Raw genomic sequence first — 14314 nt, 5'->3', positions numbered from 1 at the left:
CAAGCAATGGATATGAGGATCAAAAGGAGAGTAGTAATCATTGAAGCACAAGCGAAAATTTAGCAGTAAACAATTTGTGATTAAGACAGCGACAGTAGGTCTGCTTTTAAATATGTTAGCTTCTCCAGTACATTCGGTGTTCGCTGATGAAGTGAAGACACCGGCAACGACAGAAAAGGGTACTGCCGCCGGTACTACTGCGGCGAAAGCTGCAGTCAAGATTCCAAATATAGAATCACTGAAGCTCGAAGTGGATTCGGCAGTGTTGATCGAACCCACTACAGGCGAGGTGCTTTTGTCCCTGAATGCCGATAAGCCTCTACCTCCGGCAAGCATGACAAAGATGATGACCGAATATCTGGTTGCAGATGCCGTGAAGAATGGCCAGATTTCCTGGGATCAGAAAGTAGTTGTTCAGGAAAATGCCTCCAAGCAGATCGGCTCGCGTATTTTTTTGGCTGAAGGCGATGAACATACGGTAAGAGAGCTATACATAGCAATGGCCGTTGGTTCTGCTAATGATGCCACCGTAGCGTTGGCTGAGCTTGTTTCGTCATCCGAGCAGGAATTTGTAGCTCTAATGAATGAAACTGCAAAGAAGATGGGAATGAAGACGGCTTACTTTATCAATTCTACCGGTCTTGACCGTGCCGATATGCCGGCTAAGTTTCAGCCCAAAGTCGATCGTGAAACCGTAATGTCAGCCATGGACGCAGCGATTCTTGCCAAATATATCGTCACGGACCACCCTGATTTCACAGAATTCACAACCATTCAGTCTTACAAGTTCCGTCAACGGGATGACAAACCGATGGTTAACTACAACTGGATGCTGGAAGCGAACAAGGATATCGCCAACTTTAAGGCATACGCTTATCCCGGCCTTGACGGGCTGAAGACCGGACATACCAACAATGCCGGCAACTGTTTCACCGGTACGGCTGTTCGCGACGGTATGCGGTTGATCAGTGTCGTTATGGGCGCCAACTCGGAAGCACACCGTTTCACAGAAACCAAAAAAGTACTTGATTTTGGCTTCAATAATTTCGAAATCAAACAGGTAGTGGCCCCTAAAGCCGTCATTGCCGGCAATGAAACAGTGCCCGTGCAAAAAGGCAAAAACAAAGATGTGTCCATCGTTACCGATGCCGGAGTTACTTTTATCGTGCCTAAAGGAACGGTTGCACCACAGATTAACACAACGGTTACCGTTAATGATGCAGCAACACTGGTAGCCCCGATTACCAATGCTTCCAAAGTGGGCAAGGTTACTTACTCCTACAAGGTTGAAGGAATGTCTCAGGTTCAGGAGAAGACGGTCAATCTAATTACCGCAGAGGAAGCGGAGAAGGCTGGCTGGTTCAAGCTGCTGATGAGAGCAATAGGCGAATTTTTCAGCGATTTGTTTACAGGAATTAAGAACCTGTTCTAGGGCGGTAATGTCTGGTGCAGTGGATAATCCGAGTAAATAGGTTGTATATATAGCCGCCTTGCGGTAAAGTGGCAAGTTAGATAAGATCAATCGGGAGGCTTGAATCATGGAAACTGGAACATCGCGAGTTAAAAGAGGCATGGCAGAAATGCAAAAAGGCGGCGTCATTATGGACGTCATGAATGCAGAGCAAGCGAAAATTGCCGAGGCTGCGGGTGCAGTAGCTGTAATGGCTCTGGAACGCGTACCTTCTGATATCCGCGCAGCAGGCGGTGTAGCCCGGATGGCTGATCCTACAATCGTAGAAGAGGTTATCAAAGTGGTGAGCATTCCCGTTATGGCCAAAGCCCGTATCGGTCATTATGTAGAAGCGAAGGTTCTTGAATCTCTGGGCGTAGATTATTTGGATGAAAGCGAAGTGCTCACGCCTGCCGATGAAGTATTCCATATCAACAAACGTGAGTTTACAGTTCCTTTTGTCTGCGGAGCGAAAGATCTGGGTGAAGCGCTGCGACGTATTAATGAAGGAGCTTCGATGATCCGCACCAAGGGTGAACCGGGAACGGGCAACATTGTTGAAGCCGTGCGCCATATGCGTGTTATCAACAGCCAGATCCGCAAGGTAACCAACTTGTCCAAAGACGAGCTTTTTCACGAAGCTAAGACTTTAGGTGTTCCTTACGAGCTGCTGCTTGAAGTTCACGAGCTCGGCAAGCTGCCGGTTGTTAACTTTGCCGCAGGCGGTGTAGCTACTCCGGCTGATGCAGCCTTGATGATGCATCTGGGTGCGGATGGCGTATTCGTCGGTTCCGGTATATTCAAATCGGACAACCCCGAGAAATTCGCCCGGGCGATTGTAGAGGCAACTACTCACTTCACTGACTATAAACTGATCGCTGAAGTATCCAAAAACCTTGGCACGCCAATGAAGGGGATTGATATCGCAACTCTGACCCCGGCTGAACGTATGTCGGAGCGCGGCCGTTAATAGAGAGAAGGTTGTCCGGATGAAAATAGGAGTGCTGGCGCTTCAAGGCGCCGTAACAGAACATATTGTCAGTATAGAAAAAGCCGGGGCTGAGGGCCTGCCCATCAAGCGTGTAGAGCAGCTGGCTGAGGTCCAGGGGCTCATTATACCTGGTGGAGAGAGCACCACGATAGGCAAGCTGATGCGCAAGTATGGCTTCATTGAAGCGATACGCGATTTTGCAGGCTTGGGCAAGCCTATTTTTGGAACATGTGCCGGCATGATTGTACTGGCGAAGAGAATCGCCGGCGGTGAGCCCGGACATCTCGAACTGATGGACATTACCGTTGCCCGGAATGCCTTTGGCCGCCAGCGGGAAAGTTTTGAATGTGATCTGGAGGTTAAAGGGATAAATGAGCCGGTGCGTGCCGTCTTTATCCGCGCTCCTCTTATTAATGAAACGGGTCCGAATGTGGATGTGCTCACGGTTTACAATGATGAGATTGTAACTGCGCGTGAAGGCAATCTGCTGGTCTCCTCCTTTCATCCGGAACTGACAGAAGATTACCGGCTGCACCAGTATTTTGCCGATATGGTAGAGGCAAGTCTGGCAGCCAAACAATAGAACTGCATATAAGAACATTCTGACTCTTTCAGTGCTGCAAAACAGCAATTTGAAAGAGTTTAGGCTGTTTTCAGGAGGGAAACTTTGTGCTAGATGTAAAAGTATTGCGCAGTGATTACGCAAAGGTAGAAGATGCGCTTAACAAACGCGGTAAATCGCTCGATTTGATCGCCGGATTTCCGCAGCTGGATCTGCGCCGCCGTGAGCTGCTGCAAGAGACAGAGGGTTTGAAGAACCGCCGGAACATTGTTTCCGGTGATGTTGCCAAGAAGAAGAAAAACGGCGAGCCGGCTGATGATTTAATTGCAGAGATGCGGACCGTTTCTGACCGCATTAAAGAACTCGATGATGAAGTGCGTGTTCTGGAGACTCAGATTGACGAACTGACGATGAGTATCCCGAACATTCCGCATGAATCTGTACCAGTAGGCAAATCCGAGGAAGAGAATGTTGAATTGCGCCGCTGGTCGCAGCCAAGAGAATTCGGATTCACTCCAAAATCACATTGGGAGCTGGCACAGCAGCTGGATATCATTGATTTTGAAGCTGCTGCTAAGGTAACCGGCTCCAGATTTGTTTTCTATAAGGGACTTGGAGCTCGTCTTGAACGTGCCCTGATTAACTTTATGATGGACCTTCACAGTGGAGAGCATAATTATGAAGAGATGCTGCCGCCGTATATCGTCAACAAGGATAGCTTATATGGTACAGGCCAGCTTCCGAAGTTTGAAGAGGATCTGTTCAAGCTGCGGGATACCGAGTACTACTTAATTCCTACGGCTGAAGTCCCAGTGACGAATTACTATCGTGAGGAGATTTTGACAGCGGCAGACCTACCCAAATATCATGTCGCTTACAGCTCCTGTTTCCGTTCTGAAGCAGGGTCGGCAGGACGTGATACCCGCGGACTTATCCGCCAGCACCAGTTCAATAAGGTGGAGCTGGTGAAGCTCACCACCCCTGAGACCTCGTATGAGGAGCTTGAGAAGATGACAGCGGATGCGGAGCGTGTACTGCAGCTTCTGGGGCTGCCATACCGTGTCCTGGGCCTATGCACCGGAGATATGGGCTTTACATCGGCTAAGACTTACGATTTGGAGGTTTGGCTGCCGGAGAGCGGCATGTACCGTGAAATCTCCTCTTGCTCCAATACGGAGGACTTCCAGGCGCGCCGGGCGAATATCCGTTTCCGCAAGGAACCCAAATCCAAGCCGGAGTTTGTTCATACGCTGAATGGCTCTGCACTGGCTGTCGGCCGGACGGTCGCCGCTATTCTGGAGAACTACCAGCAAGAAGATGGCAGCATCCAGATTCCAGAGGCCCTTCAGCCGTATATGCGTAATGTAAAATGTATTAGTCCTAAAGTTTCTTAATAAAACAGTTGCTTAATGTTTGTATAGTGTGGTACAATTCCTAATGCATGTGAAATTTAGATGCATTGGAGAGGTACCGAAGCGGTCATAACGGGGCGGTCTTGAAAACCGTTAGGGTGCAAGCCCACATGGGTTCGAATCCCATCCTCTCCGCCATTCCTTTTAATTGAATGAATTTACAGATAGAAGCCGCCTTCCTTGGAAGGCGGCTTTTTTGTACAGCAGGTTGAGAAAAATAAGGTTGTGGAATTTAATTTTTAAATATACCATTACAGGAATATTCCCATAATGGTATATTTTTATCGAGCAAGGGAATACAAAAGCCAGACACTTAATGAAGGGTACGTACCCTCACAGCTAAGAATGGATGATGACTATGAATTCGAATGTCATGAGTGCCTTGGCAGAGCCTAACCGCCTGCAGATTGTTGAGCTTTTGCGCGAACGCCCGCTAACTGTAGGGGAAATCGCTGAAAGGCTGCAACTGCGCCAGCCTCAAGCATCCAAACATTTGCGTGTTCTAAGTGAGGCTGGCATCGTGGAGGCCCGGGTGGACGCTAACCGCCGAATCTATAGCCTGCTGCCGGAACCTTTTCAGGAGCTGGAGGATTGGCTGAGGAGCTATCGCCACATCTGGGGAGGAACGGTTCGACCGGCTGGATGACTATTTACAGAAAGTACAAGGAAAGCAAGCAGTAGAAGAGCAGCAAGATTGAATAAGTGAATGATGGCTAAGCTTTGCGAACGCTGTGGTAGAACTGTCTTAACCCACTAGGAAGATCGAGGAGGAATTTAAAAATGGCAAATGAAATGGTATCCAAGGTAGAGGATAAGGTACTTATTCTGGAACGTGAGTTCAATGCCCCTCGGGAGCTGGTATTTCAGGCGTTTTCGCAAGCAGAGCATCTGAAGCATTGGTGGGGGCCGAGAGGCTGGACGCTGCCGGTATGTCATATGGATTTCCGCGTGGGCGGCGTCTGGCATTATTGTATGAAGTGCGAGGACAAGAACCAGGGTGATTTCTATGGTATGGAATCATGGGGCAAGGGTGTGTATCGTGAGATCGTTGCACCAGAGAAGATCGTGTATGTAGATTATTTCTCCGATGCGGAGGGTAACATTGCAGATAATATGCCTGAGACGCTCGTTACCCTAATCTTCGTCGAAACAGAAGATGGGACTAAAGTCATTAATCGCGCGGAATATGCGACAGCAGAAGCACTGCAGCAGGTGCTGGATATGGGTATGCTGCAGGGCATCACGGATACCTGGGACAGACTGGTTGAGCATTTGGACTCGATCCCGAAGATCGGTTAAAGGATAAAAGTCCTGCATATACGAAGGTCATTCCTCTTAGAAGGAGTGATCTTTTTTTATTCTTATTTATGGAACCTGTTCCAGAGGGAATAAAAATCCTCTTTTCTCCGCAATGTATTAAAGAAGGGAGGCTGATAAGAACAATGAACCGACAATTGCAACTGGACCAGCAAAGTCTGGTTACCGCATGGCAGGAGCGTCTGCCTGCACTGATGGAGGATGGAGACAGCTTTAGTGTGCAAGGAGATGCAGCTGACCAGAACAGTCTGCTGATTCATTTCAATGCGGCAGGGCGGCAGGATTATTCTCTTGATTTTCGCTGTACTTATGTCGATAGCCGTGAAGTGGCTGTGAATCTGATTGATGCCGAGCAGAGCGGAAGGCATACCGATGAGCGTACCGATGCCGTACAATTACTGGCCCAGCAGTATACAAGACAGATTCATGAATGTGCACAAGCGCTACAAGATTTAACTAATCCATAGGAGGGGAATAAGAAATGAGCAAGCCTAAAAGTATGCCGGTTCCCGGGGTAGACACCAATCATGAGCCTAGAGGAGAACACCATTCTTCAGCGCCCAAGCCGCTTTCCGGCTCCAAAAAGGTCAAACAGGCTAACCATGTAGATCATCATAATCCGCAGGGATAACACTTTCGGAAAAGAAAGGAGAAATGAACTGTTTCCCCTTTTTGCCAAATGGTTTATCATTAGGAAGGGGAAACAATTTTTTTACATGGGAGAGGAGAACAACAATGAACAAAAAATGGGGGTTATCCGCTTCCGCATTGCTGCTTGCAGCTGCAATTATTTTGCCGGGATGCGCGAACAAACAAGAGGCACCAAAAGAGGCCCTGAAATCGGCCGCCGCTAAAGCGACTGCATTGACTTCATATGAAATGAAGAGCAAGCTAGTCATTAACAACCTGACTGTGGAAGCCGGTGAAGGTACAACGGATGCTACGACAGGTATGGTGCTCAGTATGCTGAAGAACGCTGATATTTCCGTGAATGGGGTATACCAGGCGGATCCGATGCAGACAGAAATGACTATGGTGCTGAACCTGAAGGGTGATATGGCGATGTCCTTTAACATCCCTATGGTAATGACCGCAGAGAAGATGTACGTCAAAGTACCGTCGATTCCGTTCTTGCCGCTTCCGGAGACAATTGTAGGGAAGTACGTAGAGCTTGACCTGAAGGAACTGGCAGAGCAGGGCGGCACCGAATGGAGCCCGGCTTCAGTGGACACGCAAAAAATGCAAAAGCTCTCCAATGAAGTGGTAAGCACACTGTTGGCCGAGTATGATGAAGAGAAATATTTTACCGAAATCAAACCTAAAGATGCAGCATTGCCGGAGGACGTCAAGGCTAAACAAGTGGTTCAGTTCCAGGTGACCAATGACAATGTCAAAGAAGCACTTACAATCCTCGTGAATAATGCACTGCCGAAGATTATTGATATTGTGGGTAAGGAAGAATACAAGACTATGCTGCAAATTGACGAGGCTGATTTAGCCAAAGCCAAAGAAGAGCTGCAGTCCAGCGAGACCCGTGCTGAGGTCGACAAAGGATTGGCTGATTTGAACAAGTATCTTACGATCAACCAATTCAAACTCGATACCGCGATCGACAAAGATAGCTTCCCTGTATACCAGAACCTGCTGATGGATATCATCGTCAAAGATCCTGAGCAAGGAACGAACGTCAGCCTGTCATTAACCGGAAGCAACCAATACAGCAAAGTTAATGAGAAGCAAACCTTCACGATTGGCATCCCGCAGGGCGATGATGTAGTTACAATGGAAGAGCTGCAACAGCAGTTCGGTGGAATGGGCACTTATTAATCTAAGCAACATAGAAATCCCGCATGCGTGCGTATTGTTCGCGCTCATGCGGGATTTTTTTGTCCAAAAATAAGAATTTATATGCTTCACGCTATAAATTATCCTTCTATTTCTCGCTGAAACGGATAGTATCATCGGCCAGAATAGCGTAGGTGCGGTGGTCCTGCCACTGACCGTTGATTTTAATGAAACGCCGGGCAATTCCTTCTGCCTGAAACCCGTTCTTCTCCAATACACGGCGGGAGCCTTCGTTATGCAGCAGGATACAAGCCTGTACCCGATGCAGCCCAAGAGCATGGAAGGCATACTCCAGGATTAGGCCTACAGCGGCGCTGGTATACCCTTTTCCTTGTACCTCATGGTCAATAAAATACCCGATATCGGCATATTGTCCGACGCCACGTACCACATTGGAAATGGTAACCTGCCCAATTAATTGTCCGTCCAGCAGGAAGATGCCAAACATATAGGCTCTATCCTGACGGGCATCCTCCAAACGCTGGCTAACGAGCTGCTTCTGGCTTTCAAGGGTAAAATAATCATCCTCGCGCAGTGGTTCAAACGGCTGATGCTGTACCTTGTTGCGCAGGCGCAGCTGAAGCAGCTCATCTGCATCCTGGAGCTGCAGCAGGGAGAGATAGATACCTTGAGACGTATTGTACAGTTTAAGAGACATATGATCCTCCTTGGTCATTTCTGCAATAACTATAGCTTGGACGGCTTCTGGCGCAAGCGGCGGAAAAAGGAAGTCAGCAGATCTGCACACTCCTCCTGCAAGATACCTTGAATGACTTCGGTCCGGTGATTGAACCGCGGTTCCTCCAGGAGATTCATGAGGGTGCCTGCACAGCCGGCTTTAGGGTCTGTTGTGCCATATACCGTGAGAGGGACTCTAGATTGAACCATGGCCCCCGCACACATCGGGCAGGGCTCAAGGGTAACGTAGAGCCGGCAATCAAGCAGCCTCCAGGAGTTCAAAGCTATACTGGCCTCACGAATGGCCACCATTTCAGCATGAGCCGTAGAGTCCATTGTGGTCTCACGCAGATTGTAGCCCCGCCCGATGATTTCGCCATGGCGGACAATTACTGCTCCGATGGGTACCTCGCCGAGTGCCTCTGCTTTGCGGGCTTCCGCAATCGCCTCCCGCATCCAATATTCATGAGCCTCCCGCTCTTCGGGCGGCAGTTCATTAAGTAATATATTCAAGTGCATCTTCCCTTCGTATTCTGTACCTTGTGCAACGAACAAATATTCGTTCTGAACAAATTGTGTATAACTCTGTGGATAACCGCCGACTTATACACAATATTGTACACATCAGAATTTAATAAATTGTTTATATGTGTATAGCCTGTGGATTAACCTTATGTTTTTCTTATCCATTGTAGAGAAACTCCCTATAAAATTCAATGCTTCGCAAAATATGCCCCGTCTCTGAAATGTCTTTTCAAATGGATAGGCAAAAGGTATGATATTCATGAACACTCCGCTAGGATTTACCAGCGGATAAGAGGTGAAAAAGCAGCTTGTCCATAAAAACAAAATTATCGGCTATTATTTTTGGTTCGGTACTGCTGATCCTGGCGCTCAATCTTACACTGAATCTTTACGCGGCCCGGGATAATCTGCGTAATGAAAGTGAAAACAATATGAAGATGACCGCCATGCAGATTGCCGTTTCAGTCGAACAGAGCAGCTATAGCTCGAACTATGTGCAGTATCAGCTGGCCCAGAACCTGCGGATGGCTGCCATTTTAGCCTCTGAAGAGCTTGACCCGGATATCAAGAATGTGAAGAATGAACAGCTGGTGTACCTGGCGGATAAGCTCGGTGTGTCTAATATTTCACTTCTGGTCAAGACTAATGATGATATAGTGGTTGCCAAATCGTCTGATCCTGGTGAGATTGGACTGCCTACCAAAGGAATGGGGTATTGGTACGTCGCATTTCTCGAGCTGTTTGCCGGTCAGAAAGTATCCGTTCAGCAGGGGCAGAGCCTTGAGAATTTCTGGTCCGGACCTTTTGAATATTCGACTTCCAATCCTAAGTTCATTGAAAAGTGGGGATATTATCACGATGCCTCGACTAACTACATCATAGATCCTTACATCCGCAGTACAGCAGTGAGTGATTACGTCAAAATTATGAATCCCGACGAGATCGTTCAGCAGTCCAAAGAGGTCAATCCGGGACTTCTGGAGGTCACAGGAATCAATCCCAAAACCTTTGCCTCTGCAAGCATGATGCCTAATGGTGAAGACCGCGTGAATGAGAAGCTGCGCAGCCGTCCTATTAAATTCGGCACCTATATCTATGGCAATGTGGAAGAGGATAAGTCGGCGATGATGGCAGCCCTCGGCAAAGGGCAGCCGGTCACGCTGGATACGGAGGCTCTTGGCAAAAGAGTGCTCAAAAGCTTCATCCCGATCAACCAACCGGGTGCTGATGATTATGTCGTCTCTGTAGTCATGGACTATTCGGTCATTTCTTCGGTCATCAAAGACCAATTGTTCAATAATATCACTACTTCATTGTTGCTGCTTATCATTTTTTTCGTGTGCAGCTATGTGCTTGCCGGTGTGGTAACCCGTCCGATCCAGGATATTCTGGCCAAGGTCAATGATGTGGCAAAAGGCAAATTTGAGCCGCCGTTAAAGGTGGACAGCCGCGATGAGCTGGGACAGCTGGCCCACAGGATTAATGCGATGACCTCCCACCTTTCCCAGCATACGAACCGGCTAGGGCAGACGCTGGAAGAGAACCGGGCGGTTAAAGAACATTTGGAATCGGTGATCAACGGTACCTCTGATGCGATTCATACTGTAGATATGGATGGACGGATCATCAGTACGAACAGAGCATTTGAGGATCTGTACGGCTGGAGTGCCGCAGATGCCCTGGTTAAGCCGCCTTATCTGGTGCCGGCTACGGTGCAGAAACAGGAAGAAGAAAGGCTGAGGGAGCTGAAGAATGGCGCTGTTCTGCTTCCGGTAGAGACTGTACGGCTGAAGCGAGACGGCTCGATGGTCGAAGTCAGTGTCAGCACCTCGATCATTCGCGACGAAGAGGGACGGCCACAGGCCTTTGTCCACGTATCCCGTGACATGACAGAGCGCAACCGGATCGAAGAGCTGCTGAGGCGCTCAGAGAAGCTGACTACGGTGGGACAGCTTGCCGCCGGGGTTGCCCATGAAATCCGCAATCCGCTGACAACACTTAGGGGATTCCTGCAGCTTCAACAAGAAAAGCAGGTGCTGGTCCCGCTGCACATTGACTTAATGCTCTCCGAACTGGAGCGAATTAATCTTATTGTGAGTGAATTTCTGATTTTGGCCAAGCCGCAGGCAGTTCACTTTCAGCAAAAGGATGTCCGGCACATTCTAAATGATGTAATTTCCCTTCTGAGCAGCCAGGCGCATCTCTTTGGCATAGAGTTTGAGTCACGGTTCGCAGAGCTGCCGGCAACGGTGCATTGCGAGGAGAACCAGCTTAAGCAGGTGTTTATTAATATCGTCAAGAATGCCATTGAAGCGATGCCGGACGGTGGAAGCATCACGCTGGAGCAGTATATGGATGAAGACTCCGTTGTTATTGTGATCTCTGACGAGGGAGGCGGCATTCCCGATTATATGCTGCCCAAGCTGGGTGAGCCGTTCTATACTAATAAAGAGTCGGGTACAGGACTTGGGCTGATGGTCAGCCAGCGGATTATCCAGGCTCACAAAGGCAGTTTGGAAATCCGTAGTGAATACGGTTGCGGGACGGAAGTTATTATTAAACTGCCCGCACCAGGTGAACCTGCTGCAGAGCAGGGCATGAATAGAGAACGGAGTGAAGACAATCATGAGAATTAATAAATTCATCAGTGAGACAGGCTATTGTTCACGCCGTGAAGCAGACAAACTGGTGGAAAGCGGTAGGGTTACCATTAACGGTGAGCCGGCCGTACTCGGCAGCCAGGCTGTTCCGGGCGATGAAGTACGGATTGATGGCAAGTCGCTGGAAACGGGAAGCCAAATCGTCTATATTGCGCTTAATAAGCCGGTAGGCATCACATCGACCACGGAAAGCCACATTCAAGGGAATATTGTTGACTTTGTCGGGCATCAGGAGCGCATCTTTCCGATCGGCCGATTGGACAAGGACTCAGAGGGGTTAATTCTGCTTACCAATGATGGAGACATCGTGAACAAGATATTGCGGGCCGAAGGCAAGCATGAGAAGGAGTACGTAGTCACTGTAGACCGGCCTGTCACGCCTTCCTTCATTACCGGGATGTCGAGTGGAGTGAAGATCCTGGGCGGCAGAACGCTGCCCTGTGAAGTGACAAGAATGACAGAGCGGGTATTCCGCATTATCCTGACTGAAGGCAAGAACCGGCAAATACGCCGTATGTGCAGCGCCTTTGGTTATGAGGTCAGAAAGCTGCAGCGCATCCGGGTCATGAATATCCGCCTTGGGACGCTGCAAACCGGAGAGTGGCGCGAGCTGTCGCCTCAGGAGAAGCAAGAGCTCGGGGAAATGCTAAACTATGAGCTGCAGTAGCCATTAAAAAAGTGCTGCCGAAGAAAGCAAAGAGCTGTTCCAGAAGATCTCCCGCGGGATCTTTGGAACAGCTCTTTTATCTGCCTATTATTGGTTAGGGAGGGTGACGCCCTTTGGTTCAGTGACTTCTTGATATTTGCGCAGAATAGAAACTTCCACGCGGCGGTTCTTGGCCCGTCCGGCAGATGTGTCATTGGGAGCGATTGGATGGTATTCCCCGTATCCGATAGGACTGAATTTAACGGGATTCAGATTCGGATTCAGCAGCAGGATTTTCATGAAATGCAGTGCACGGTCTACGCTGAGGTCCCAGTTAGATGAGTAGCTGCTATTGGAAATTGGAATATTATCCGTATGCCCCTGTACAAGGACGTCATAATCAGGAAATTGCTGCAGCATGTTCGAGATTGATTTGGCAAGCTGGCGGGAATCATCCTTTACGTCAGCCTGTCCTGAAGCAAACAGGGCGTTGTCGCTGATGGTAATCATCAATTGCGATTGATTCAGCTTTGTGCTGAGCAAATCGGTCAGCCCGTTCTTTTCAATATATTGATCAAACTGCTTTTTTAGTTTCTCCAGATCCTCTTGCTCTTTCGCCCGCAGCTTGGCCATGTCGGATTCGCCGGTATTCTTATCAATAACACTGTTCATTTTATCTTGCTTACCCTGATCAAGCTGGGTATTTGTCGGGGCATCGGAACGATATTCCAGAACACCGCCACCACCGCTGAGCGCAGAGCTGAAGGCGTCAGCCATGTCTTCAAATTTCTTGGCGTCTGTAGCACTCATGGCATACATAACGAGGAACAGCGCCACCAGAAGCGTCATCAGGTCGGAATAGGGTAATAGCCAGGACTCATCGGCATGCTCTTCGTGTTCTTCATGTCTAGTCTTTTTGCTCACTTGAGCCGCCTCCCTTTTCGATTAGCTTAACGCGTTCAGAAGGTGTTAGGAAGACGGAAAGCTTCTGATTGATAGCGATTGTCGATACTCCGGATTGAATAGAGAGCAGACCTTCTACCATCATTAGCCGGATTTCAATTTCACGCTTGGAAATTCTTTTGAGCTTGTTGGACATAGGATGCCACATTACATAACCGGTGAAAATACCGAGCAATGTAGCAATAAAGGCTCCGGCAATTGCGTGGGCCAGAACGTCCATATCACTCATATCCGCCAGAGCGGCAATCAGCCCGATAACGGCACCCAATACCCCTAGGGTAGGAGCGTACATCCCCGCTTGTGAGAAGATCAGGGCTCCGGCTTTATGCCGATCTTCTGTAGCATGAATATCTTCCATTAACACATCGCGGACAAATTCCTGGTCGTTGCCGTCGATAATCATCCGCATACCGTTACGGAGGAAGTTATCTTCGATCTCATCGACCTTGGACTCCAGCGCCAACAGACCTTCGCGCCGGGTAATGGAAGCCCATTCCATGAACATTGTAATCAGTTCAGCTTTGCTGACCATCTTTTTCTTAATAAAGAGGATCTTGAACAGCTTGGGTACATTCTTGACCTCCGACATGGGAAAGGCCACAAAGATTGAGGCAGTCGTACCAAGAAAGATAATGACATAAGCTGCCGGATTTTCCAAGCTGGTAAGCGGGGCATGTTTGAGCATCATTCCCCAGACAACTGCGATGAGACCAAATACTAAGCCTAGTAATGTTGAAATTTCCATTTATGCACCTCGTCCATGAGAATTAAGAAGTGATCCGTTCAGACCGCATATTTCATCCTTGAACAGCGGCGGGACACCCTGCACGTAACCAAATCACGTATATTCTTATTTATCGTCAGCATTCCGTTTTTTGTGAAGTCATTTTTTCGGCTATAATGATAAGGTAAGTTATTATTCATCTGTGAAGAAAACGGAGTGATACACGTGGGTGTGAAACATGGCAGAGATTACAGCGAGATTCTTAGTGATTTGACGGAAGCAGTCGGACGTATTTCTGATGGGTATGTGTTTTTTGAGATGGAGCCGGATGAATGGCAGGAACTGCCGCAGGAGTCCAAGCTGGAGGTATGGGAAGCGCTCGCAGAGGATCTGTTCTACGCGCTGGGCAACGAGCCTGTTATTCAGGTAGGCAGTGGTGTGGTTATCTATGACAAGGAGACGCACCGTATCAATATTTTGCTGGGTGAAGAGGATTTGGCCTCGGTTGTACTCGTTTAGAGCAGCAGAACAGCAGAGTAAC

At 48.5% G+C, this 14314-nt stretch carries 15 protein-coding genes, 1 tRNA gene and 1 pseudogene; 13 read left to right on the top strand and 4 right to left on the bottom strand.

The features are described 5' to 3' along the window. The first annotated feature begins 40 nt into the window (after nucleotides 1-40). The 10 genes and pseudogenes from NYE29_RS09630 to NYE29_RS09585 all read left to right on the top strand — a co-directional run bounded on the left by NYE29_RS09630 (nucleotide 41) and on the right by NYE29_RS09585 (nucleotide 7559). Nucleotides 41-1432 carry a D-alanyl-D-alanine carboxypeptidase family protein gene (locus NYE29_RS09630; RefSeq protein ID WP_076114072.1) on the top strand — a complete coding sequence of 464 codons (1392 nt, stop codon included), beginning with the start codon at nucleotides 41-43 and terminating at the stop codon, nucleotides 1430-1432. A gap of 103 nt (nucleotides 1433-1535) precedes the next feature. Beyond that, nucleotides 1536-2420, top strand: a complete 885-nt coding sequence (gene pdxS, locus NYE29_RS09625; protein WP_218642550.1) for a pyridoxal 5'-phosphate synthase lyase subunit PdxS — start codon at nucleotides 1536-1538, stop codon at nucleotides 2418-2420. 19 nt (nucleotides 2421-2439) lie between these two features. Beyond that, on the top strand, nucleotides 2440-3024 hold the full coding sequence (gene pdxT, locus NYE29_RS09620; RefSeq protein ID WP_038584475.1) for a pyridoxal 5'-phosphate synthase glutaminase subunit PdxT: 585 nt from the start codon (nucleotides 2440-2442) through the stop codon (nucleotides 3022-3024). 86 nt (nucleotides 3025-3110) lie between these two features. Beyond that, nucleotides 3111-4397 (top strand): serine--tRNA ligase, encoded by a 1287-nt coding sequence (gene serS, locus NYE29_RS09615; RefSeq protein WP_340895648.1) that lies wholly within the window; start codon nucleotides 3111-3113, stop codon nucleotides 4395-4397. Between the two features lie 67 nt (nucleotides 4398-4464). Next, nucleotides 4465-4553: transfer RNA gene (locus tag NYE29_RS09610), tRNA-Ser, on the top strand. 220 nt (nucleotides 4554-4773) lie between these two features. Further along, nucleotides 4774-5113, top strand: a pseudogene (locus NYE29_RS09605) (ArsR/SmtB family transcription factor). 82 nt (nucleotides 5114-5195) lie between these two features. Next, nucleotides 5196-5714, top strand: a complete 519-nt coding sequence (locus NYE29_RS09600; protein WP_076114074.1) for an SRPBCC domain-containing protein — start codon at nucleotides 5196-5198, stop codon at nucleotides 5712-5714. 143 nt (nucleotides 5715-5857) lie between these two features. Then, a complete protein-coding gene (locus NYE29_RS09595; RefSeq protein WP_076114075.1) occupies nucleotides 5858-6199 on the top strand; it encodes a hypothetical protein in 342 nt (113 codons plus the stop codon). 14 nt (nucleotides 6200-6213) lie between these two features. Continuing rightward, nucleotides 6214-6363 carry a small acid-soluble spore protein P gene (locus NYE29_RS09590; protein ID WP_038584486.1) on the top strand — a complete coding sequence of 50 codons (150 nt, stop codon included), beginning with the start codon at nucleotides 6214-6216 and terminating at the stop codon, nucleotides 6361-6363. A gap of 104 nt (nucleotides 6364-6467) precedes the next feature. Continuing rightward, complete coding sequence (locus NYE29_RS09585; RefSeq protein ID WP_076114076.1) at nucleotides 6468-7559, top strand: hypothetical protein; 1092 nt, start codon at nucleotides 6468-6470, stop codon at nucleotides 7557-7559. 106 nt (nucleotides 7560-7665) lie between these two features. On the opposite strand, the gene NYE29_RS09580 is transcribed toward NYE29_RS09585, so the two are convergent. Next, nucleotides 7666-8235 carry a GNAT family N-acetyltransferase gene (locus NYE29_RS09580; protein ID WP_076114077.1) on the bottom strand — a complete coding sequence of 190 codons (570 nt, stop codon included), beginning with the start codon at nucleotides 8233-8235 and terminating at the stop codon, nucleotides 7666-7668. Nucleotides 8236-8264: 29 nt separating this feature from the next. Beyond that, nucleotides 8265-8768 (bottom strand): tRNA adenosine(34) deaminase TadA, encoded by a 504-nt coding sequence (gene tadA / locus NYE29_RS09575; RefSeq protein ID WP_256718266.1) that lies wholly within the window; start codon nucleotides 8766-8768, stop codon nucleotides 8265-8267. Nucleotides 8769-9088: 320 nt separating this feature from the next. On the opposite strand from tadA, the gene NYE29_RS09570 reads away from it, so the two are divergent. Together NYE29_RS09570 and rluF are read left to right on the top strand one after the other, a co-directional pair. Further along, nucleotides 9089-11416: an ATP-binding protein gene (locus NYE29_RS09570; protein ID WP_076114078.1), complete on the top strand. Its 2328-nt coding sequence runs from the start codon at nucleotides 9089-9091 to the stop codon at nucleotides 11414-11416. Continuing rightward, the gene (rluF, locus tag NYE29_RS09565) at nucleotides 11406-12107 is read left to right on the top strand and encodes a 23S rRNA pseudouridine(2604) synthase RluF (RefSeq protein WP_076114079.1); all 702 of its coding nucleotides are present in this window, start codon (nucleotides 11406-11408) and stop codon (nucleotides 12105-12107) included. The genes NYE29_RS09570 and rluF overlap by 11 nt, the downstream gene beginning before the upstream one ends. Before the next feature lie 87 nt (nucleotides 12108-12194). On the opposite strand, the gene motB is transcribed toward rluF, so the two are convergent. Both motB and motA read right to left on the bottom strand, forming a co-directional pair. Beyond that, nucleotides 12195-13010 (bottom strand): flagellar motor protein MotB, encoded by an 816-nt coding sequence (gene motB, locus NYE29_RS09560; protein WP_076114080.1) that lies wholly within the window; start codon nucleotides 13008-13010, stop codon nucleotides 12195-12197. After that, on the bottom strand, nucleotides 12994-13794 hold the full coding sequence (gene motA / locus NYE29_RS09555) for a flagellar motor stator protein MotA (protein ID WP_076114081.1): 801 nt from the start codon (nucleotides 13792-13794) through the stop codon (nucleotides 12994-12996). Before motA ends, motB begins: the two co-directional genes overlap by 17 nt. A gap of 204 nt (nucleotides 13795-13998) precedes the next feature. Between motA and NYE29_RS09550 the strand changes: the two genes are divergently transcribed. Further along, the gene (locus NYE29_RS09550; protein WP_038584505.1) at nucleotides 13999-14292 is read left to right on the top strand and encodes a hypothetical protein; all 294 of its coding nucleotides are present in this window, start codon (nucleotides 13999-14001) and stop codon (nucleotides 14290-14292) included. The last annotated feature ends 22 nt before the right edge of the window (nucleotides 14293-14314 follow it).

The organism is Paenibacillus sp. FSL M7-1046 (genome assembly GCF_038007405.1).
GTDB lineage: Bacteria > Bacillota > Bacilli > Paenibacillales > Paenibacillaceae > Paenibacillus_AQ.
This window is presented reverse-complemented; position numbering and strand designations above follow the sequence as displayed.